A 19,038-nucleotide genomic window follows, 5' to 3' on the forward strand; every position below is an offset into this window, starting at 1 on the left:
GGCCGCCGCCTTTCGCTTGCGTGGAGCCGAGGGGCTGTTCCCCCGACACCGACGAAGCTACGGGCCCTTGCGGACAGGTGCTGTCCGCAAGGGCCCGGGGCGCACGAGAAATCAGTCGGACATCAGAACGGGAAGCGGCTCCGGCCGTGCTGGACCGAGATCCACTTGGTGGTGGTGAAGGAGTCCAGCATGGTGTCGCCGTTCAGGCGGCCGATGCCGGAGTGCTTCTCGCCGCCGAAGGGGACGATCGGCTCGTCGTGCACGGTGCCGTCGTTGACGTGGAACATGCCGGTGTCGATCTGCTTGGCGAAGGCGACACCGCGCTCGATGTTCGCGGTGTGGACCGCGCCGCTGAGGCCGTACGGGGTGTCGTTGACCAGGCGCACCGCCTCCTCCTCGCCGTCGAACGGGACGAGGAGGGCGACCGGGCCGAAGAGCTCCTGCTTGAGCAGGGGCGAGTTCGCGGGGAGGTCGGTGAGGACCGAGGGCTCGACCAGGTTGTCCGTGGCGGTGCCGTGCACCAGGGCGGTCGCGCCGTCGGCGATCGCCTGCTCGACGGCGGACGAGACGGCGTCCGCCTGCGAGGAGTTGATGACCGGGCCGATGACCGTCTCGGGGTCGCGCGGGTCGCCGGTCTTCAGGCTCCTGACCTTGGCGACGAACTTCTCGGTGAACTCCTCGGCGACCGAGCGGTCGACCAGGACGCGGTTGGCGGCCATGCAGACCTGGCCCTGGTGGACGTAGCGGCTGAAGACGGCGGCGTCGACCGCGTAGTCGATGTCGGCGTCGTCGAGGACCACCAGAGCGCTGTTGCCGCCGAGTTCGAGGACCGAGCGCTTGAAGTTCGCGGCGCAGACGGTGGCCACGTGCCGGCCGACCTTGTCCGAACCCGTGAAGGAGATGACCTTGGGGACCGGGTGCTCCAGGAAGGCGTCGCCGATCTCCGCGATGTCGGTGATCACGACGTTGAGCAGACCGCCGGGCAGGCCCGCGTCCTCGAAGATCTTCGCGACCAGGGCGCCGCCGACGATCGGGGTGTTCTGGTGCGGCTTGAGGACGACGGCGTTGCCGAGCGCGAGCGCCGGGGCGACCGACTTGATCGACAGCAGGAAGGGGAAGTTGAAGGGGCTGATCACGCCCACCACACCGACCGGGACGCGGTAGACGCGGTTCTCCTTGCCGTCCACCGGCGAGGGGATGATCCGGCCCTCGGGGCGCAGCGCCAGGTTGACCGCCTCGCGCAGGAACTCCTTGGCGAGGTGGAGCTCGAAGGCGGCCTTCAGGCGGGTGCCGCCGAGCTCCGCGATGATCGCCTCGGCGATCTCCCCCTCGCGCTCCTCGATCAGCCGGAGCGCCGTCTCGAACACCGTGCGGCGGGCGTAGGGGTTGGTCTCGGCCCACTTCTTCTGCGCGCGGGCGGCGGCCTGGTACGCCTCGTCGACCTCGTCGACCGTGGCTATGGTGATCGACGCCAACTTCTCGTTGTCGTACGGGTTGAAGTCGATGATGTCCCAGGAACCGGTACCCGGGCGCCACTCACCGTCGATGTACTGCTGGGCCAGGTCGGTGAAGTACGACGACATGTGATCCCCAAATCACTAGCAGACACACGATCAACGTCACGGTCTGATCTCACGTCATCGTACTTGCGCGACACGCCAGTTGGGCACGCAGAGCAATCTTCTGGGGAGAACCCTAGGAGAGCTGGAGGAGACCCCGCAGAAGATCCCGGCTCTCGTCCGGACCCGGGCTGTCCTGCTGGAGCTCCTTGAGCGCCTTCTCGTACTGCGCCACGTCCTCGCGCTTGTCCAGGTAGAGCGCGCTGGTGAGCTGCTCCAGATAGACCACGTCGGTCAGGTCGGACTCGGTGAAGCTGAGGATCGTGAACGCGCCGCTCTCGCCGGAGTGGCCGCCGAAGCCGAACGGCATGACCTGGAGCCGTACGTTGGGGCGTTCGGAGATGTCGATGAGGTGCTGGAGCTGTCCGCGCATCACCTGGCGGTCGCCGTAGGGCCGGCGCAGGGACGCCTCGTCGAGCACCACGTGGAACTCGGGCCCGCCGGGGTCGGCGAGGTGCTTCTGCCGCTCCAGCCGCAGCGCGACCCGCTTCTCCACGTCCGCCTCGCTGGCGCCCTTCATCCCGCGCCGGACGACTGCACGTGCGTACGCCTCGGTCTGCAACAGCCCGTGGATGAACTGGACCTCGTAGACGCGGATGAGGGAGGCCGCGCCCTCCAGGCCCACATAGGTGGGGAACCAGCTCGGCAGGACGTCGGAGTAACTGTGCCACCAGCCCGCGACGTTGGCCTCGCGGGCGAGGGACAGCAGCGAGGCACGCTCCTGCTCGTCCGTGATGCCGTAGAGCGTCAACAGGTCTTCCACGTCACGCGTCTTGAAGCTCACCCGGCCCAACTCCATCCGGCTGATCTTCGACTCGGACGCGCGGATCGAGTAACCCGCCGCTTCCCGCGTGATGTTCCGTGCCTCACGCAGCCGCCTGAGTTGCGAGCCGAGCAGCATCCGCCGCACCACCGATCCGGGCTCTCCCGCGCTCACGTTCGCCAGCCTCCCCAACGTCTTCAGGGGCCGAAGTCTGCCACTAAAACACTCCGAGCAGTACTCGTCCGATTACAGATATGGCAAGAAGCCAAAGATTCTGCACAGGACCGGAGCGGCGGGAGGGAGGCGAAGGAGAGGAAGAGGCAAGAAAGAGGGGGGAAGATGGCGGAAAAAATGGCCAACAAGCGGTACGGGAGGGTCCAATTCGGTCACGTGCACGTGCATCTGCACCTTGCATCTGCACCGCTCATCCGAAACCATGGTCCCGCGCAACCGCTGCATCGCAACGACCGCGAATTCCCGGGAGTGCCTCGCATGGGGACGAATGGATCGACCATGCTCGAGCCGTTACGGCAGGGCCTTCCGCCGCTGGATCCCGCGGCCGTGTCCGACGCCGCCTCCTGCTCCCTTCCCGCCCGCTACGAAGCGGTCGGTGACGCACGGAGGTTCACCCGCAGAACGCTGGACCAGTGGGAGCTGGGCGACCGCTTCGACGACGTCTGCCTGGTGGTCTCCGAGCTCGTCACCAACGCGCTCCGGCACGCGATGCCGGCCGGCAGTGTGAGCGCGGGCGAGCACAACCCGCCGGTGCGGCTGCACCTGATGCGCTGGACCGGGCGGCTGGTGTGCGCGGTGCGCGACCCCAGCCAGGACAGTCCGGTGGCGCGCGACTCCGACGACTTCTCCGCGGAGTCGGGACGCGGGCTCTTCCTCGTCGACTCCTTCAGCGACAGCTGGGGGTGGCACCCGATGTCGGGCACGCTGGGCGGCAAGGTGGTCTGGGCGCTGTTCCGCCTCCAGCCGGCGACCGCCCCCCAGGGCGCGGCCGACTGACGCACCGCGGCGTTTTACGACGCCGCGGTTCTACGCGCGTTACGCCGCGCGTCCGACCGGTCACGCCCGGCCACCCCCGGTCGCCCGCGGGTGGCCGGGGATCAGCCCGCTATCAGGTGGTCGAACTCGCCGTCCTTGATGCCCAGGAGCATCGCCTCGATCTCCGCGCGCGTGTAGACGAGCGCGGGACCGTCCGGGAAGCGGGAGTTGCGGACCGCCACCCCGCCGTCGGGCAGGCGCGCGAACTCCACGCAGGAACCCTGCGAGTTGCTGTGCCGACTCTTCTGCCAGGCCACATCGCGGAGATGCGTGGCCGCCATGCCGTTGTACACGTCGAGGTCCACAGGTCGCTCCCCGGTGGTGCGGTGGCCATGTGGCCAGTGATGCAGTGGTCAACTGGTCCGGATCATAGCTCTGTTCACGTGCAGATGCATGAGCAGATGCACGTGCACGAGGGGTGTTCCTGCGGTTACAGATGTGACGTGTGGGGCCCTCAATACGTTCCCTCAGGTGCCCCGGGGCCCGCTTCGCATGCCTCGTGCACAGGAAGAGACGCATTCGGGGCCCCGGGTGTTCCACCCTCCTCGTCCCGGTCCGGTCGGCTTGCATCTGCCACTGCACGAGCAGACGAGGTGGCGGGGGCGTCAGGGGGCGAGGGGGTCGACGGGGTCAGCGTGAGCCGGAGCTGTACGGCAGCAGCGCCATCTCCCGGGCGTTCTTGATCGCGCGGGCGAGCAGGCGCTGCTGCTGGGCCGTCACGCGGGTGACCCGGCGGCTGCGGATCTTGCCGCGGTCGGAGATGAACTTCCGCAGCAGATCGGTGTCCTTGTAGTCGATGTAGGTGATGCCGGCCACGTCCAGCGGGTTGGGGCGGTTCTTGGCGGGCTTGCGGTCGAGCTTGCGGGGCGGCATGGGGGGTCAGACCTCCAGGAGGGTGTCGAAGGCGGGCGGGAGTTGCTTCCAGGCGTCGCGGCCCGCGGCGTACTCGGCATCGGTCAACAGGCAGGACTCCAGGAGCCGTTCGAGTCCGTCGCGGTCGAGTCCGGGCGAGGTGAAGACGAGGTGCTGGCAGCAGTCGCCGTGCTCGGGGTGCCAGTCCAGGGCGGCGGCCGCCCGGCGCACCGGCGGGACCATGTCCCACGCCGCGTCCGGGAGGGAGGCGAGCCAGGGGCCGACGCTCTCCACGCACAGGGCGCCCCCGGCCGCGTCCCAGTGCAGCAGCACGTCCGGCTTGTCGGCGAGCCAGAACCGGCCCCGGCTGCGGGCGGCCGCGCAGGTGATGTCCTCCAGTGCCTCGTAGAGCCGCTCGGGGTGGAACGGCCGGCGGCGATGCCACACGAGCGTGGCCACCCCGTGCGCGTCGGCCTCGGCGGGCAGCCGAGCACAGGCCGGGTGCTGGGCCGCGGCCGCGGACTCCACGTCGAAGCCGGCGAGCGCGGCGCGGGCGAGGGCGGAGTGCGCGGAGGGCGCGGACGGGCGTAGGGGGTGGTGGGTGGCGGCTGCGTCGGTGGGCCGGTGTCCGTGGAGCTCGGTGAGCCGGTTTCCGGGGTGCTCGGTGAACCGGCTCTCCGGGTGTTCTCCTGGGTGTCCGGTGGGCCCGTCCGCAGGCCGGCCGGAGTGCCGGTCACCGCTGATCGGGACCCGGTGGGCCGTCGGGTGGAGTTGGGTGAGGAGTTCGTGGTCCTCCTCGTCGGCCTCCGGGGAGTCGAGGACGGCGAGGACGGGGGCGTACTCCAGCTGGCGGGCGAAGGTGTCGGCGACGGTGCGCTGGTCCGTGGCCGCGGCGGCGAGGCCGCGGTCGGCGAGGTCGTCGCCGTTGCCGAGGTACGGCAGGACGAGCGCCGGGTCGACCGCGGTGATCACGCCGGTGACGGTGAGGCCGCCGGCCGCGACCACCTCGGCCATCGCCTTGGGCTCGACGGAGTCCCACAGTTCGACGACGGCGAGGCGGAGCGTCCCGGCCGCGTCGAGGCGCCGCAGCTCCGGGACCAGGTCCTCCCTCAGCGCACAGCAGGCGCAGTCGTTGACCAGGGGTGTCTCGCCGGCCGACAGGATGCCGGTGGCGTCGCGGATCGTCCGTACGACGGTGCCGGCCGCGGCCGTCGCCAGGTCGTGATGGAGGACGACACTGCCCGGCACGTCGGCGAGGAGCCGCGCAATGGCCGCCTTGCGGGCGTCGGCGTGCAGCCCGCCGACGATCACGACGGAGAGCATCAGCCCTGCTTTCCGTACCGGCGCTCGAAGCGCTCGACACGCCCCGCGGTGTCCAGCACGCGCGCGGTGCCGGTGTAGAAGGGGTGGCTGACGTTCGAGATCTCGACGTCCACCACCGGGTAGGTGTGGCCGTCCTCCCACTCGATCGTCTTCTCGCTCGTCATCGTCGAGCGGGTCAGGAAGGCGTGGTTCGCGGCACGGTCACGGAAGACGACGGGGCCGTAGGCGGGGTGGATTCCCTGGCGCATCGGTCAGCGCTCCTCTCGGAAGTCGACGTGGCGGCCGACGACCGGGTCGTACTTCCGCAGGGTCATACGGTCCGGGTCGTTGCGGCGGTTCTTGCGGGTGACATAGGTGAAGCCGGTCCCGGCGGTGGACCGCAGCTTGATGACGGGGCGGAGTTCGTTGCGTGCCATGCTGCTATCTTACTGAAAATGAATTCCATTAACGACACGACTCCGAGAGAGGTGCGTCACCCTTGTCCGCCCACTGCATGCTGACCGGCGCCCGGCCCGGCTTCGGCAACCACATCTCGTTCTCCCACCGGCGCACCTCGCGCCGCTTCGACCCCAACATCCAGTCCAAGCGGTACTGGCTGCCCAGCGAGGGCCGGTACGTGCGGCTGCGGCTGAGCGCGAAGGGGATCAGGACCGTCGACACGATCGGCGTCGAGGCGGCCGTCGCCCGTATCCGGGCCCGGGGAGGGAAGGTCTGATGGCGAAGAAGAGCAAGATCGCGAAGAACGAGCAGCGCCAGGAGATCGTGGCGCGGTACGCCGAGCGGCGCGCCGAGCTGAAGGAGATCATCCGCAGGCCGTCCTCCAGCGACGCCGAACGGCTCGCCGCCCAGAGGGAGTTGCGGCGCCAGCCGCGGGACGCGAGCGCCACGCGCGTGCGTAACCGCGATCAGGTGGACGGCCGTCCGCGCGGCTACTTCCGGGCCTTCGGGCTGTCCCGGGTGGGGCTGCGGGAGCACGCGCACGCGGGACATCTGCCAGGTGTCCGCAAATCGTCCTGGTAACTCTCCCGGGTGAGGCTGGTAGCTTGCTGCGATCCGTGCGGCCGCTACAGCTTGGGAGCCTCCAGTGACTACGGCGAACTTCTCGCGCACCGTGTCGCGCCGACGGGCCGGGTTCGCGGCCGCGGGGCTGGTGGGCGTGCTCGTCCTGACGGCGTGCAGCGGGGGCGGGGACTCTGAGGACGAGTCCTCGTCCAGCGCGTCGCCCACGCCCTCGGCGTCGGCCTCCGGGGACGGCGGCGGCGCCGGCGGTACGTCGTCGTCCGCGTCCGGCAAGGTCGCGGGCAGCTGGCTCACCACCGCCGGCGGCAAGGCCGTGGTGCTGGTGGTCAACGGCGATCAGGCCGCGCTCTTCGCCACCGGTGGATCGGTGTGCAGCGGTACGGCGAGCGCCGAAACGATCCGCCTCAAGTGCACGGACGGCAACAAGGACCGCGCCGTGGGCACGGTCGAGTCCGTGAGCAAGACCGCGCTCAAGGTGAGGTGGCAGGGGTCCCTCGGCACGGAGAGCTTCATGAAGGCCGAGGGCGGAAAGCTGCCGAGCGATTTCCCGACGGCGGGGCTCGGGTCGTAGGAGAGGCGGGTCCCGGGTCGTAGCGACGGCGGGCCTCGGGCCGTAACGACGGCGGGTCCCGGGTCGTGGCGAGGGTGTGGGTGGGGGCGGGCAACCGGTGGGTCCCGTCGTGCGTGATGATCCATGCACTGGATCGCTCACACCGGATCGCTCACATCAGAGGACTTCACATGCGCGCCGCCCCTCTCGCCGTCACCGCTCTCGCCGCGGCCCTGCTGCTCACCGCCTGCGACGACGGCGGTGACAGCTCCGCCGACCGCGCGAGCGCGAGCCCGAAGAGCGGCTCGGCCTGTGCGCTCGGCACGGTCGACCTGGAGGTCGGTCCCGCCAACGTGGCTCCCGCCGCCGGCGACACCGGCAACATCCCCGTCACGCTGACCAACCAGAGCGCGCCGTGCACGCTGGAGGGCTTCCCGGCGGTCGACCTGAAGGCGTCGGACAGTACGGTCGGCCTCGCCGAGGACAAGGCCGCGCAGCCCCAGAAACTGACCCTCGCCAAGGGCGACACCGCGAGCTTCACGATCACGTACGTGCGCGCCGAGCCGGGCGCCGCGGGGAGCCTGGACGTCCGGACCCTGGGCATCGCCCTGCCGGGGGACGGCACCCGGAAGAGCTACAAGTGGTCGTACGGCCCGGTCCAGGGCAAGAACGGCACCGCGGACGCCCTGAACGCGTCGGTCAGCGCCTTCGCCCAGGCGGGGGACTGAGGGCGGGAGCGGTCTGAGGGCGGGAGCGGTCTGAGGGCGGGAGCGGTCAGGTCGCCCGATCGGTCCGGTGACCGAGGCGGGGGTGGTTGTCGACCCGGGCTCGGTCGGCTGCTTGGGCGCCCTCGGTCCAGCCCGCCTCGTCGGTGACGCCGCGCAGGCGGGTGGTGGTGGTCTCGGGGAACATGCGGTCCATGCGGTCGGTGACGGCGACCTCGCGGGAGGCGAGGACCGGCAGCAGGTCCTCGGTCACCGGGGTCTCGGCGGCGGCCCGCAGCCGGTCGCCGACGCGGTGGGCGTAGGCCGCGAGGAAGGACTGCCGGAAGGTCTTGGTGCGCTTGCGGCCGCCCGCCCGCTGGGCCGCCTCCGCCCTGGCCATCGCGGACTGCGCCTGCACCAGCAGCGAGGTGTAGAGGAGTTCGACCGACTCCAGGTCCGACTCGAAGCCCACGACCGTGGAGAAGGCGAGCGGTTCGTTCCACACGGCCCGGCAGTGGTTGGCCGTCGCCACCGCGTCCAGCAGCACCGCCTTCGCCTGCTCGTACGGCGGCTCGACCCCGATCCGGCAGGCCCCGGGCGCGTCCTTGGCGGGCGCCCGCGCGTCCAGCAGCGCCTCGTCGACACTGTGCCGGGCCATCAGCTCCTGCGCCTTGGCGGTGAGCGCCTCCGCCTCCTCCGGAAACCCGGTCGCCTCCGCCTTGGCGAGCAGCGCGCGGATACGGCCCAGCATCCGGCCGTCGCCCTGGTGTCCCTGCCGGGGCTCCTCCAGCGGTTCCAGTGCGGGCAGCCGCAGCAGCAGGCGGTACAGCTCCAGTACGGCGGTGGCGTGCGGGAAGCGGTCGGGGCGGGGGGTGTTCGGGTCCGGCTCCTCCAGCCGGGCGAGCTGCGCGGCCCAGCGGTGACCGCGCGGGCGGTCGTCGGGGGCCTGTGCGCGGATCAGGGCCGCGGCGAGCCGTACGTGCGGCTCGTCCAGTTCGCGCCGCACCATGCGGACGACGTCGGCGGGCTGCCAGCCGCGCCGCCAGGCCTGCGCCACGAACTCGGCGCCGCGCCGGGCCAGTTCGGCGTCCGCGCCGGGGTCGGCCGCGAGGAGGGAGGCGCCGGTGTCCAGGGCGGTGTCGTCGTCGGAGAAGAGGGCGGCCTGGAAAGCACGGTCGACGGTGCCGTCGCCGGTACTGGTGCCTTTGCTGCGGCCCTTGTCACCACCCGCACCTGTGCCCTTGCCGCCCATACCCCCGCCCCTGGTGCGGCCGCGGCCCCCGCCGCCGCCCGTACCGCCACTCTTGCCGCTGCTCGAACCGCTGCTCACGGGGCGATCGTCTCACCCCCCGAAAATCGGTCGCCCACGCGCGCGTGCCGCTCCAAGCATGGCGGCATGATGGACATGTCTCTCTACGCGGCCTTTCTCGTCGCCGCCTTCGCGCTCTGTGTCACTCCCGGCCCCGACATGATGTTCATCGTGGCGATGGGCGGCCGGGGCGGCCCCACCGCCGGGGTGATGGCGGCGCTCGGCGTGGCCTCGGCGATGTTCGTGCACACGGTCGCCGCCGCGCTCGGCCTCTCCGCGCTGTTCCAGTCCCTGCCGACCCTGTACCACGTGCTGCGCTGGGCGGGCGCGGCCTATCTGCTGTACCTCGCGGTGAGGGCGTTCCGGGACCGTTCGGTGCCTGGGGAGGACGGGGCGCCGGCCGGGCCGGGGATGCGGCGGGCCTTCTGGCAGGGGGCCGTCACCAATCTGCTCAACCCCAAGGTGATCCTCTTCAACGTGGCGTTCCTGCCCCAGTTCGTGGCGCCCGGGAAGGGCCATGTGTGGGGGCAGTTCCTGGTGCTCGGCCTCACGATCACCGTCATGGGCGTGGTCGTGGACGGCCTGACGGGACTGCTCTCCGGGAAGCTCTCGGCGCTGCTGCGGCGCAGTCGGCGGGTGGCGCGGGGGCTGAACATCTTCAGCGGGTCGGTGTTCACGGGGCTCGCGGTGCGGTTGGTGGCCTCGCCGAAGTAGGGCGACCTCTGGTTGACGTCCAAGTAAGCGCAACCTTCGGTTGACACTCTTGGACTGTCAACCTAACGTTGACACCATGACAGCGAATCCCGCCATCACGTCATCCGTACGGCTCGACGACCTGATCTCGGCGATCAAGAAGGTCCATGTCGAGCCCCTCGACCAGCTCCAGGACGCGGTGATCGCCGCGGACCACCTCGGGGAGGTGGCCGACCATCTGATCGGCCACTTCGTGGACCAGGCCCGGCGTTCGGGCGCCTCCTGGACGGACATCGGCCGGAGCATGGGCGTCACCCGGCAGGCGGCGCAGAAGCGGTTCGTGCCGAAGGAGTCCGCCGACCTGAGCGCCGACCAGGGCTTCGGCCGGTACACCCCGCGAGCCCGTCACGTGGTGATGGCCGCCCACAACGAGGCCGTCGCCGCCGGCAGTGCCGAGGGCCGCCCCGAGCACCTGATCCTGGGCCTGCTGGCCGAGCCCGAGGCGCTCGCCGCCCAGGCGATCAGGGCACAGGACGTCCTCCTCGACAGCGTGCGCCAGGCCGCCTCCGCCGCGCTGCCGCCCGCCGCCGAGGAGCCGCCGCAGCTCGTCCCCTACGGCTCGGACGCCAAGAAGGTCCTGGAACTCACCTTCCGTGAGGCCCTGCGCCTCGGCCACAACTACGTCGGCACCGAACACCTCCTGCTCGCCCTGCTGGAGTTCGAGAACGGCGAGGGCATCCTGTCGGGTCTCGGCATCACCAAGCCCGCCACGGAGCAGAACATCGCCGCCGCCCTCGCCAAGATCACGCAGGAGCGCGAGGACAGCACGGACACGGGCGCCTGAGCCTGTCCGAAAGGTCCGTTGTCAGACCCTCCTGCCACACTCGCAACCATGACCGACCGCTGGGTTCTCGCCCCGGCCGAGGACGGTGGCGTGGAGCTCGCCCCCCTCGGCCCCGACGGGCTGCCCGCCGGGCCGGTGCTGCGGGAGGCGGATCCGGCCGAGGCCGTACGGCGGCGGCCGGAGGTGGCGCGCTGGGTGTGGCGGTCCACCCCCGAGATCTACCCGCGCCTGCTCGCCGCGGGGGTGCGGGTGGAGCGGTGCTACGACATCGAGGACGCCGAGACCCTCCTGCTGGGCCACGCGGGGCGGTCCGGGGAGCCGCGCTCGGCGGCCGCCGCCCTGGCCCGGCTGCGCGGCGGCCCGGTACCCCCCGACCCTCCCCTGCGCTCCGCCGAACCGGGCTCCCAGTCCCCCCTGTTCGAACCGCAGGGCGTCCATCTCCCGCTGGCCGACCTCGCCGAGGTGTACGCCGGCCAGCAGCGCCGGCATGACGCCACCGCGCACCCCGACCGGATGCGGCTGCTGACGGCCGCCGAGTCGGCGGGGATGCTGGTGGCCGCCGAGATGAACCACGCGGGCCTGCCGTGGAGCGCCGAGACCCACCGCCGGGTGCTGCACGAACTGCTCGGCGAGCGGTACGCGGGCGGCGGCGAGCCCCGGCGCCTCGCCGAACTCGCCGACGAGGTGTCCGAGGCCTTCGGGCGCCGGGTGCGGCCCGATCTGCCCGCCGACGTCATCAAGGCGTTCGCCCAGGCCGGCATCAAGGTGAAGTCCACCCGCCGCTGGGAGATCGAGTCCGTGGACCATCCGGCCGTGAAGCCGCTGGTCGAGTACAAGAAGCTGTACCGCATCTGGGTCGCCCACGGCTGGTCCTGGCTCCAGGACTGGGTACGGGACGGCCGCTTCCGGCCCGAGTTCATGGCCCACGGCACGGTCACCGGCCGCTGGGTCACCAACGGCGGGGGCGCCCTGCAGATCCCCAAGGTGATCCGGCGGGCGGTGGTCGCCGACCCCGGCTGGCGGCTCGTCGTCGCCGACGCCGACCAGATGGAGCCGCGGGTGCTGGCGGCGATCTCCCGTGACCCCGGGCTGATGGAGGTGGCGGGCCGGGAGAGCGACCTGTACCAGTCCGTCTCCGACCGGGCCTTCTCCGGCGACCGCAACCAGGCGAAGATCGCGGTGCTCGGCGCGGTCTACGGCCAGACCTCCGGCGACGGCCTGAAGAACCTCGCCGCGCTCAGACGCCGCTTCCCCAAGGCGGTGGCGTACGTCGACGAAGCGGCCCGCGCGGGCGAGGAGGGCCGGCTGGTGCGGACCTGGCTGGGGCGGACCTGCCCGCCGGCGGCCGGGGCGGGCGACGCGGAGGAGGCGGGGATCCCCCAGGACGACCCGGCGGGACAGCCCGCTACCGGCGAGGACGGCTGGGTGCCCGGGTACGCCTCCACGAACACCCGCGCCCGCGGCCGGTTCGCGCGGAACTTCGTGGTGCAGGGCAGCGCCGCCGACTGGGCCCTGCTGCTGCTCGCCGCGCTGCGGCAGTCCTGTGCGGGGATGGCGGCCGAGCTGGTCTTCTTCCAGCACGACGAGGTGATCGTGCACTGTCCCGAGGAGGAGGCCGAGGCGGTCGTGGCGGCGATCCGGGAGGCCTCGGCACTGGCCGGACGGCTGACCTTCGGGGAGACGCCGGTGCGGTTCCCGTTCACGACGGCGGTGGTGGAGTGCTATGCGGACGCGAAGTGATCAGCGTAAGCCCGAGTCGTCGAGGAGAGCGATGAGTTCCTGGAGCACCGTCTGCTCGTCAGTGCCGTCCAGCGCGTCGAGAGCGGCCCGCCACTGCGCGTGCGCCTCCTCGGTGCTGCCCCGCTCCCGCAGCAGGAGTCCGTACTGGTGGCGGGCGAGGGCACCGGTGTAGCGGTCGGCGCGGGAGTCGGCGCGGCGCAGCAGTTCCGCGCACTCGGCGGCGGCGCGTTCACCGTGGCCGATCAGGCGCAGGGCGCGGACCAGGCCGAGGCGGCTCTGCGACTCGCCGTGCCAGTCGCCGGGGCTGCCGAGGATGCGCAGGCTCTCCTCGAAGTGGGCCAGGGCGGCGGCCGGTTCGCCGAGAGTGAGGTGGGCGTAGCCGATGTTGCAGTGCGCGGAGTGCCGTACGACCACACTGCCGGTCCGCTCCCCGATGGCGAGCGAGCGGCGGTGCTGCTCGATGGCGGCGCGCGGGTCGGTGTGCTCGTGGAGGTTGCCGAGGTTGCTGTGGGTCACTGCCTCGCCGAAGGGGTCGTTCAACCGCCGTGCGTAGGCGAGGCTCTGGCGCAGCGCCTCCCCCGACTCGGCGTACCGGCCGAGGCCTTCGAGCAGCAGGCCCCGGTTGTTGAGGCAGCGGCGGATCCAGGAGTCCGCGCCGAGCCGCCGCCAGAGGGCGAGGGCCCGGTCGTTGAGGTCGAGGGCGTCGCCGTGCCGGCCGGTCAGGAAGTGCAGGCCGGCCAGATCGCCCAGGGCGCACGCCTCGGCCGCCTCGTCACCGAGCCGCCGCGCCACCGTGAGCGCGGCCCGGCCGAGGAACTCGGTCTCGGCGACCCGGCCGCTGCGCTGGAGGAAAGGGGAGAGCAGCCGCAGCAGGGTGGAGACATGGGCGGCGGCGCGTTCGTCGGGGGTGTCCAGGTGCCGTTCGACCAGGGCGACGATGTTCTCCAGCTCCGACTCGGCCCAGGCGAAGGCCTTGTCGGAGGACGGGAAGGGCGCGATGGCGAGGACGTGCGCCGCGTGCTCGGGAGGCTGCGCGGCGGTCGGACGGCGGCGGTCGTCCAGGTCGAGCCCGGGTTCGACGAGGGCGGTCAGCGCCCGCTCGGCCACGGCTGCGTACCAGCGCAGGGTGGTGCGGGCGATGTCGGGCGCGTGCCCGGTGCCCGCGAGCTCCCTCGCGAAGTCGCGGACCAGGCCGTGCGGGGCGTAGCGGCCGTATGCCGTCTCCTCCAGGAGAGCCACGTCCACGAGGCGGTCGAGCGCGTCCTCGGCACGGGACTCGTCGCCGCCGTCGGTGCCGAGTAGCCGGGCGACGAGGGGGACGCCGTAGGTGGGCAGGTCGAGGGCGCCGATGCGGCACAGCGCGAGAGCGGCGTCACGGTCCGACCGCCGTCCGGAGGCGGCGAGGGCGTCATGGGCGACGGCGAGGGAGCGGCGGACGGAGAGGTCGTCGTACTCCAGGTGCCGCAACCGGTCCTCGGTGGCGGCGAGTTGGTCGGCGAGGACGTCGGGGGTGAGCGCGTGCCGCGCGGCGAGCCGGGCGGCGACGACGCGGAGGGCGAGGGGGAGGCGGCCGGTGAGTTCTATGAGGGGGTGGGTGGCGTCGATGGGGGTGGGGGTGGGGGCTGTGGTGTCGAAGGGGGTGGCGTCGGTGGGTGCGGTCTCCCGGGCGGGGATGTCGCGGCCGTCTCTGCCCGATACCGCGCGCAGCAACTCCGCGCTCTCCTCGGCCGAGAGGGGGGTGAGGGGGAAGCGGTGGGCGTCGTCGAGGGCGGTCAGGGGGGAACGGCTGGTGACGATGACCGCGCAGCCGTGGCCGGCCGGGAGCAGGGGACGTACCTGGGCGGCGCTCGCCGCGTCGTCGAGGACCATGAGCGTGCGGGTCGGTGCGAGCAGCGACCGCAGCAACGCGGCTGCCGCGTCCGGGTGTTCGGGGATGCTGCGCGGGTCGGCCCCGAGGTCGCGGAGCAGGGCGGTGAGGGCCTGGGCCGGGGTGAGGGGGGTCATTCCCGGGGTCGCGCCCTGGAGATTGACGTAGAGCTGCCCGTCGGGGAAGCGTTCGCGCAGCCCATGGGCGACATGCAGCGCGAGCGCGCTCTTGCCGACACCGGCCATGCCGCTGATGACGCCCAGGCCGGGGCCGGGGCCGGAGGTGAGGGCGCGGTGGAGGTCGCGGCGGGTGGTGAGGCGGCCGGTGAAGTGGCCGGGGAGTGGGGGGAGTTGGGCGGGGCGGGGGAAGGGGAGGGGGGCGGCGTTGGCTTCTGCGTTGGCTTCGGCGTGGGGAGGGTCGGCGTCGGGGGACGGTGACGGGGTCCTGGGAGTCCTGGAGAGCGTGGACGTGGGCGGGGTGTCTCCGCGCATAGCGCTTGCCGGGAAGGCGCCGGGGGCGGTCGTCCGGTCGCCCTGGCGCGCCTGATCGATGGCAACGGCCTCTGCTGCGGGGCCTGTTGCTTTCGCACTGTCTGCTGCGGTCGCGTCGGTCGCATCGTCCGCGTGTGTGTCGTCCGCGTCGCCCGTCGCGTTTGTGCCGTCGGCTCGGTCGCGGGCGTCAGCACCCTGCACTTCTTTGGGACCGTCCGCCCGGCCGCCGGCCCTGTTGGGGCGGCCGGGCCAGCCGGGAACGGATCCGGTTCCCAGCAGCGCCGCTCCCCCGCGCAGTACCTCGACATGGGCCGCGCGGACCGCGGGTCCCGGCTCCACGCCGAGTTCCTCGATGAGGCGGGTGCGGAGGTCGCGGTGGACGGCGAGGGCCTCGGCCTGGCGGCCGGTGCGGTGGAGGGCGAGCATCAGCTGGCGGTGGTAGGACTCGCGGAGCGGGTGTTCGGCGGCGAGCGCGGAGAGCTCGGGGACGAGGGCGTCCGGTCGGGTGGGGGCGAGCGCGAGCTCGGCGTCGTAGCGCCACTCCAGAAGGAGGAGTCGGGCCTCCTCCAGGCGCTGCACGAGGGCGTAGCCGGCGAGTTCGGAGGGGACTCCGCTGAGCGGCGCGCCGCGCCACAGTGCGAGGGCCGCCGCGCAGGCGTGGACGGTCTCGGGCCAGTTCCCGTCGGCGTGGGCTCCGCGGGCCCGGGCGGCGTGACTCTCGAAGAGCTGGACGTCGAGTTCGCCGGGTGCGATGCGCAGCAGGTAGCCGGGGGCCACCGCCTGGAGCCGGTCGGGGTCGTCGAGCAGCCGGCGCAGCCGGGAGACGTGGTTGTGCAGGGACGCCTTGGCGGAGGCCGGCGGGGTGCTCCCCCACAGCGCCTCCTTGAGGGACTTGGTGGAGACGACCCGGCCGGCTTCGAGGAGCAGCGCGGCCAGCAGGATCCGCTGCTTGCGGCTGCCGACCACGCGCACACCGGCGCCGTCCTGGCCGTCGTACAGAATCGGCGGCCCGAGCAGTCCGAACCGCAGCCCCGACTGCGATCCGCGCCCCATCACGCCGCCCACTTCTGGCGGAAACCCGCCCTCTTCACGACGGTTTCCCGCCAGCCACCCGACACCGACCGATGCCGGAATCCGCTACCACGCCGCGCTTCCACACCATCGGTTCCCCATCGACGCCGTCGACTTCACGCCAGGCTGCGAACAACAAAACGTAGATGCGTTGGCCACATGTTAGCGATTTGTTGGCGCAACCTGATGTGATCACTACATCGGATCTGGCCCGAGGGCGCGCGCGTACGACGCGCAACTCGGGGGAGTGTCGCCGTCGCGGCCGGATCCGTGGGACGCGAGAGGGCCCCGGTCGGCGGAGGTGAGCGACCGGGGTCCTCGTCCCGTTCTCTGCGGGACGTGGTCTCACGTGGTCTCAGATGATGGGCGGGCGGCCCAGTCGGGTGAGCTGCCACACCGTTCGCCAGCGCATCGGCCGCCGTTCACCGGCGGGTTGGCGTACGCCCTCGACGAAGCCGGCGAACCAGGCGCGCAGTCCGCTCGACGACCTCGTCCGCAGCACGGTGAGCGCCGTCCACACCGCGAGGTGGACCGGGATGAGCGGCAGCGGCAGTCGGCGCCGGGCCAGCCAGACGCGGTTGCGGGCGTTGACGCGGTAGTAGATGGCGTGCCGGGCCGGTGAAGTCTTGGGGTGCTGGAGCAGGAGTTCGGGCGCGTACAGGATGCGCCAGCCGAGGTCGGCGGCCCGCCAGGCCAGGTCGGTCTCCTCGTGGGCGAAGAAGAACTCGGCGGGCCAGTCACCGGTTTCGGCGAGCATGGTCATGCGGAAGGCGTGGCCGCCGCCGAGGAAGCCGGTGACGTATCCGCCGCGCAGCGGGTCGGAGGCGCCGACGCGGGGGACGTGCCGCTGCTGGGTCTCGCCGTGCTCGTCGGCGATGCGGAAGCCGACGATGCCGAGGCGCTCGTCGGCCGCGAACAACTCCTGTACGCGGCGCAGCACATCGGCGTCCACGAGGAGGCCGTCGTCGTCGAGTTCCACGACCACGTCGATGTCGCCGAAGTCCCGCAGGCGGGCGAGCGCCACGTTGCGCCCTCCGGGGCAGCCGAGGTTCTCCTCGACGTCGAGGGTGGTGACCTCGCCGGGCAGGGAGAGCCGCTCGGCGAACTCGGGCAGCCGGCAGCCGTTGCCGACGACCACGATCCGGGCCGGGGGGAGGTCCTGCTTGGCCACGGACCGCAACAACGCGTCGACCTCGTCGGGCCGGTTCCCCATCGTCACCACGGCGACGGCGACCCTCGGCTCGCCCATGTCCCACGTCCCCTCAAACCGACGGCCATCAACCGCGGCGATGCTAGCCGTTCACGGTAAGGACTTGTTGGGGGGTGGGGATGGGGGTGAGGGGTGGGGTGGTGTGGAGGGGCGCCTTGTCGGATCGGACCAGCAACCACGACTCACCTCGGTCCCACCCACGGACAGCGACCCGCACCGAACCGCCCCCGCCCCTCACCCCCGCCGGTTCTCCCTCCGGCGTACGAACTTCAGGCCCGACCAGTCCTCCCCCAGCGCCGCGACCTTCACGTCCACGACTCCGAGTGGCAGGAAGACCTCCCGCAACGCGTTCTCCGTGATGTCGCTGACATGGCCGGCCGCCCTCCGCGGCCAGGCGATCCACAGCGCGGCCTGATCCGCGAGGTCCTCGACCAGCCCGGCCGCCTCGACCGCGAGCCTCGCGTACTCGCGATGGAAGACGACCACGACATCCGCCCCGCGCGGACCGCCGGCGGCGAGATCGCAGTCGTCGGGCAACCCCGGGATGTCCCACCCGTCGGGCGCGCCGGACAGCCGTACCCGGTGCCCCGCCTTGATACCGAGCTTCTTGGCGAGCGGCGTACCGCTGTAACCACCCGCCGCCCCGGACCCCGGACCCCGCCCAGACCCCGAGCCCGGCGCAGACCCAGCCCCCGCCCCAACACCCGACCCCGCTCCCACCATGTGCCACCTCCACGCGCCGCCCCGCCCGCCCTGTCCTGCCTCCCAGCTTGACGGCCCGCACCGAGGATGTCCCTCCTGACACGGCAGTCGCACAGCTCCGCACCCGGCACCCGGCACCCGGCACCCGGCACCCACCCCTACCGCACCAACCGCGCGAGAAGCGTGGCAAGGTCCGCCAGGAACTGGAGCCAAGGCCGAGCCTGCTCCGCGCGCCGGCCGAACCGTCTGCGCCAGGCCCCGGCCCTGACCTGCTCCCGCCGCTGAATCGCCCTGTCCCGCACGCGTCGTAAGGACGTGCCGCGGCTCGTTCCGATGCGCTTGCCTCGCCTCATGCAGGGACGCTAGCCAGGCCGGTACGGCGGCCGCAGGGCAGCGGACCACCAAATCGGGCAGCCGGTTATTGGAGGTAACCCGTAAATCGCCGCCGGACAGGGCCCGTTGAACGAGACCGGCCGACCCCGACGCCACACCCGGTCGCCCGTCCGCCCCGACGCCCGTACGGCGGTGAACCGGGCCCGCACCTCGATCCACGCCGTCCGCGGCCCCGCCGCGGTCTCCCGGACCCGAGTCGACCACCGCCTGCGCCTGGCGGTCCGGGTCCGGGTGGACACGACGGCGGACATCCACGTCCCGGCCACGGCGAGGCCGGCCGGCCCTTGCCCCGACCACAGGGCCGGGGTTCGGTGTCTTCAGAATTTGGTGAAGGCGACGGGTTTGCCCGAGGCGTTCAGGGGCGTGGGGCCCACCTGTTTGCCGTCGGCCTTGTTCGGCCAGCCCGAGGGCCAGACGAAGAGCCAGTAGCGGCCGTGTGGAAGACCGGCATCGGACGGGAGGGGCTTGCTGGCGATGACCTCGCGAGTCGCCACCCGGACCTGGGTGGCGTCGGCCGGCAGGGGGCCGAAAGCCAGGTCCATGTCCCCCGCGCCGGGGGTCCAACCGTTCACGAAGTAGGCCGATCCAGGTGTGTTGTCGAATCCGCAGCCCCCCGAGGACCAGGACACGGCGGTTTTGGGGCCTTTGGGGCCATCCACGAAGATGCACAGTTTGCCCTGTTGCTCCCAGGCGTCGACCTGCCAGGCGACCCCGTGCGTCCTGGCACGTTCCAACGTCACGTAGGCGGGCGTGGAACCGCACCCGCTCAGGGTGACGGTCAGGAGGGTGGCCAGTGTGACCGCGCATCTCCCGCCGGAAGTCCAACGCGTCATGGTT

21 protein-coding genes are annotated in these 19,038 nt (G+C 72.0%); 9 read left to right on the forward strand and 12 right to left on the reverse strand.

The annotated features are described in order from the left end of the window. Nucleotides 1-122: 122 nt before the first annotated feature. Nucleotides 123-1,583: an aldehyde dehydrogenase family protein gene (locus OHN19_RS18620; RefSeq protein WP_330265261.1), complete on the reverse strand. Its 1,461-nt coding sequence runs from the start codon at nt 1,581-1,583 to the stop codon at nt 123-125. A 112-nt stretch (nt 1,584-1,695) separates the two neighbouring features. Further along, a complete protein-coding gene (locus OHN19_RS18625; protein ID WP_330269648.1) occupies nt 1,696-2,520 on the reverse strand; it encodes a helix-turn-helix transcriptional regulator in 825 nt (274 codons plus the stop codon). Between the two features lie 354 nt (nt 2,521-2,874). On the opposite strand from OHN19_RS18625, the gene OHN19_RS18630 reads away from it, so the two are divergent. Next, the gene (locus tag OHN19_RS18630) at nt 2,875-3,393 is read left to right on the forward strand and encodes an ATP-binding protein (protein WP_330265262.1); all 519 of its coding nucleotides are present in this window, start codon (nt 2,875-2,877) and stop codon (nt 3,391-3,393) included. A gap of 101 nt (nt 3,394-3,494) precedes the next feature. Here OHN19_RS18630 and OHN19_RS18635 read toward each other — a convergent pair whose 3' ends face one another. The 5 genes from OHN19_RS18635 to rpmG form a co-directional block, all read right to left on the reverse strand. Further along, the gene (locus OHN19_RS18635) at nt 3,495-3,737 is read right to left on the reverse strand and encodes a DUF397 domain-containing protein (protein ID WP_020141037.1); all 243 of its coding nucleotides are present in this window, start codon (nt 3,735-3,737) and stop codon (nt 3,495-3,497) included. A 325-nt stretch (nt 3,738-4,062) separates the two neighbouring features. Further along, on the reverse strand, nt 4,063-4,305 hold the full coding sequence (rpsR, locus tag OHN19_RS18640; protein ID WP_330265263.1) for a 30S ribosomal protein S18: 243 nt from the start codon (nt 4,303-4,305) through the stop codon (nt 4,063-4,065). Nucleotides 4,306-4,311: 6 nt separating this feature from the next. Then, the gene (locus OHN19_RS18645) at nt 4,312-5,607 is read right to left on the reverse strand and encodes a GTP-binding protein (RefSeq protein ID WP_330265264.1); all 1,296 of its coding nucleotides are present in this window, start codon (nt 5,605-5,607) and stop codon (nt 4,312-4,314) included. Beyond that, a complete protein-coding gene (locus OHN19_RS18650; protein WP_062033515.1) occupies nt 5,607-5,855 on the reverse strand; it encodes a type B 50S ribosomal protein L31 in 249 nt (82 codons plus the stop codon). Before OHN19_RS18650 ends, OHN19_RS18645 begins: the two co-directional genes overlap by 1 nt. 3 nt (nt 5,856-5,858) lie before the next feature. Further along, nucleotides 5,859-6,023 carry a 50S ribosomal protein L33 gene (gene rpmG / locus OHN19_RS18655; protein ID WP_019753828.1) on the reverse strand — a complete coding sequence of 55 codons (165 nt, stop codon included), beginning with the start codon at nt 6,021-6,023 and terminating at the stop codon, nt 5,859-5,861. Between the two features lie 62 nt (nt 6,024-6,085). On the opposite strand from rpmG, the gene rpmB reads away from it, so the two are divergent. The 4 genes from rpmB to OHN19_RS18675 all read left to right on the forward strand — a co-directional run bounded on the left by rpmB (nt 6,086) and on the right by OHN19_RS18675 (nt 7,905). Then, a complete protein-coding gene (rpmB, locus tag OHN19_RS18660) occupies nt 6,086-6,322 on the forward strand; it encodes a 50S ribosomal protein L28 (protein WP_123762250.1) in 237 nt (78 codons plus the stop codon). After that, a complete protein-coding gene (gene rpsN, locus OHN19_RS18665; RefSeq protein WP_330265265.1) occupies nt 6,322-6,627 on the forward strand; it encodes a 30S ribosomal protein S14 in 306 nt (101 codons plus the stop codon). The genes rpmB and rpsN overlap by 1 nt, the downstream gene beginning before the upstream one ends. A 64-nt stretch (nt 6,628-6,691) precedes the next feature. Continuing rightward, nucleotides 6,692-7,198 carry a hypothetical protein gene (locus OHN19_RS18670; protein WP_330265266.1) on the forward strand — a complete coding sequence of 169 codons (507 nt, stop codon included), beginning with the start codon at nt 6,692-6,694 and terminating at the stop codon, nt 7,196-7,198. A gap of 170 nt (nt 7,199-7,368) precedes the next feature. Then, nucleotides 7,369-7,905 carry a DUF4232 domain-containing protein gene (locus OHN19_RS18675; RefSeq protein WP_330265267.1) on the forward strand — a complete coding sequence of 179 codons (537 nt, stop codon included), beginning with the start codon at nt 7,369-7,371 and terminating at the stop codon, nt 7,903-7,905. Between the two features lie 46 nt (nt 7,906-7,951). Here OHN19_RS18675 and OHN19_RS18680 read toward each other — a convergent pair whose 3' ends face one another. Further along, nucleotides 7,952-9,133, reverse strand: coding sequence for a DUF2786 domain-containing protein (locus OHN19_RS18680; protein WP_330269649.1), 1,182 nt, complete (start codon nt 9,131-9,133; stop codon nt 7,952-7,954). A 144-nt stretch (nt 9,134-9,277) separates the two neighbouring features. Between OHN19_RS18680 and OHN19_RS18685 the strand changes: the two genes are divergently transcribed. The 3 genes from OHN19_RS18685 (at nt 9,278) to OHN19_RS18695 (ending at nt 12,467) form a co-directional block, all read left to right on the forward strand. Then, nucleotides 9,278-9,904: a LysE family translocator gene (locus tag OHN19_RS18685; RefSeq protein ID WP_330265268.1), complete on the forward strand. Its 627-nt coding sequence runs from the start codon at nt 9,278-9,280 to the stop codon at nt 9,902-9,904. Between the two features lie 76 nt (nt 9,905-9,980). Next, a complete protein-coding gene (locus tag OHN19_RS18690; protein ID WP_330265269.1) occupies nt 9,981-10,727 on the forward strand; it encodes a Clp protease N-terminal domain-containing protein in 747 nt (248 codons plus the stop codon). Between the two features lie 48 nt (nt 10,728-10,775). Next, entirely contained in the window at nt 10,776-12,467 is a 1,692-nt protein-coding gene (locus OHN19_RS18695; protein WP_330265270.1) for a bifunctional 3'-5' exonuclease/DNA polymerase, read from the forward strand. On the opposite strand, the gene OHN19_RS18700 is transcribed toward OHN19_RS18695, so the two are convergent. The 3 genes from OHN19_RS18700 to OHN19_RS18710 form a co-directional block, all read right to left on the reverse strand. Continuing rightward, entirely contained in the window at nt 12,468-15,878 is a 3,411-nt protein-coding gene (locus OHN19_RS18700) for an AfsR/SARP family transcriptional regulator (protein ID WP_330265271.1), read from the reverse strand. It lies immediately after the preceding gene. A gap of 373 nt (nt 15,879-16,251) precedes the next feature. Then, entirely contained in the window at nt 16,252-17,145 is an 894-nt protein-coding gene (locus OHN19_RS18705; protein WP_330265272.1) for a glycosyltransferase family 2 protein, read from the reverse strand. A 195-nt stretch (nt 17,146-17,340) separates the two neighbouring features. Then, entirely contained in the window at nt 17,341-17,829 is a 489-nt protein-coding gene (locus OHN19_RS18710; protein ID WP_330265273.1) for a DUF3052 domain-containing protein, read from the reverse strand. Between the two features lie 438 nt (nt 17,830-18,267). Here OHN19_RS18710 and OHN19_RS18715 point away from each other — a divergent pair, with 438 nt between their 5' ends. Further along, the gene (locus OHN19_RS18715; RefSeq protein WP_330265274.1) at nt 18,268-18,630 is read left to right on the forward strand and encodes an alpha-L-rhamnosidase C-terminal domain-containing protein; all 363 of its coding nucleotides are present in this window, start codon (nt 18,268-18,270) and stop codon (nt 18,628-18,630) included. On the opposite strand, the gene OHN19_RS18720 is transcribed toward OHN19_RS18715, so the two are convergent. After that, nucleotides 18,519-19,034, reverse strand: coding sequence for a hypothetical protein (locus OHN19_RS18720; RefSeq protein WP_330269856.1), 516 nt, complete (start codon nt 19,032-19,034; stop codon nt 18,519-18,521). The two genes, OHN19_RS18715 and OHN19_RS18720, sit on opposite strands and share 112 nt — an antisense overlap. Nucleotides 19,035-19,038: the final 4 nt, after the last annotated feature.

The organism is Streptomyces griseorubiginosus, from assembly GCF_036345115.1.
In the GTDB taxonomy this organism is placed as follows: Bacteria; Actinomycetota; Actinomycetes; order Streptomycetales; family Streptomycetaceae; genus Streptomyces; species Streptomyces griseorubiginosus_C.

What these genes read in the sequence shown, in the direction of transcription:
- OHN19_RS18630 (WP_330265262.1), top strand. Translation starts at nt 2,875, where the DNA reads ATGGGGACGAATGGATCGACCATGCTCGAGCCGTTACGGCAGGGCCTT.
- OHN19_RS18620 (WP_330265261.1), bottom strand. Translation starts at nt 1,583, where the DNA reads ATGTCGTCGTACTTCACCGACCTGGCCCAGCAGTACATCGACGGTGAG.
- OHN19_RS18645 (WP_330265264.1), bottom strand. Translation starts at nt 5,607, where the DNA reads ATGCTCTCCGTCGTGATCGTCGGCGGGCTGCACGCCGACGCCCGCAAG.
- OHN19_RS18695 (WP_330265270.1), top strand. Translation starts at nt 10,776, where the DNA reads ATGACCGACCGCTGGGTTCTCGCCCCGGCCGAGGACGGTGGCGTGGAG.
- rpmG (WP_019753828.1), bottom strand. Translation starts at nt 6,023, where the DNA reads ATGGCACGCAACGAACTCCGCCCCGTCATCAAGCTGCGGTCCACCGCC.
- rpsR (WP_330265263.1), bottom strand. Translation starts at nt 4,305, where the DNA reads ATGCCGCCCCGCAAGCTCGACCGCAAGCCCGCCAAGAACCGCCCCAAC.
- OHN19_RS18625 (WP_330269648.1), bottom strand. Translation starts at nt 2,520, where the DNA reads ATGCTGCTCGGCTCGCAACTCAGGCGGCTGCGTGAGGCACGGAACATC.
- OHN19_RS18700 (WP_330265271.1), bottom strand. Translation starts at nt 15,878, where the DNA reads ATGGGGCGCGGATCGCAGTCGGGGCTGCGGTTCGGACTGCTCGGGCCG.
- OHN19_RS18720 (WP_330269856.1), bottom strand. Translation starts at nt 19,034, where the DNA reads ATGACGCGTTGGACTTCCGGCGGGAGATGCGCGGTCACACTGGCCACC.
- OHN19_RS18650 (WP_062033515.1), bottom strand. Translation starts at nt 5,855, where the DNA reads ATGCGCCAGGGAATCCACCCCGCCTACGGCCCCGTCGTCTTCCGTGAC.
- OHN19_RS18690 (WP_330265269.1), top strand. Translation starts at nt 9,981, where the DNA reads ATGACAGCGAATCCCGCCATCACGTCATCCGTACGGCTCGACGACCTG.
- OHN19_RS18705 (WP_330265272.1), bottom strand. Translation starts at nt 17,145, where the DNA reads ATGGGCGAGCCGAGGGTCGCCGTCGCCGTGGTGACGATGGGGAACCGG.
- OHN19_RS18685 (WP_330265268.1), top strand. Translation starts at nt 9,278, where the DNA reads ATGATGGACATGTCTCTCTACGCGGCCTTTCTCGTCGCCGCCTTCGCG.
- OHN19_RS18710 (WP_330265273.1), bottom strand. Translation starts at nt 17,829, where the DNA reads ATGGTGGGAGCGGGGTCGGGTGTTGGGGCGGGGGCTGGGTCTGCGCCG.
- rpsN (WP_330265265.1), top strand. Translation starts at nt 6,322, where the DNA reads ATGGCGAAGAAGAGCAAGATCGCGAAGAACGAGCAGCGCCAGGAGATC.
- OHN19_RS18680 (WP_330269649.1), bottom strand. Translation starts at nt 9,133, where the DNA reads ATGGGCGGCAAGGGCACAGGTGCGGGTGGTGACAAGGGCCGCAGCAAA.
- OHN19_RS18675 (WP_330265267.1), top strand. Translation starts at nt 7,369, where the DNA reads ATGCGCGCCGCCCCTCTCGCCGTCACCGCTCTCGCCGCGGCCCTGCTG.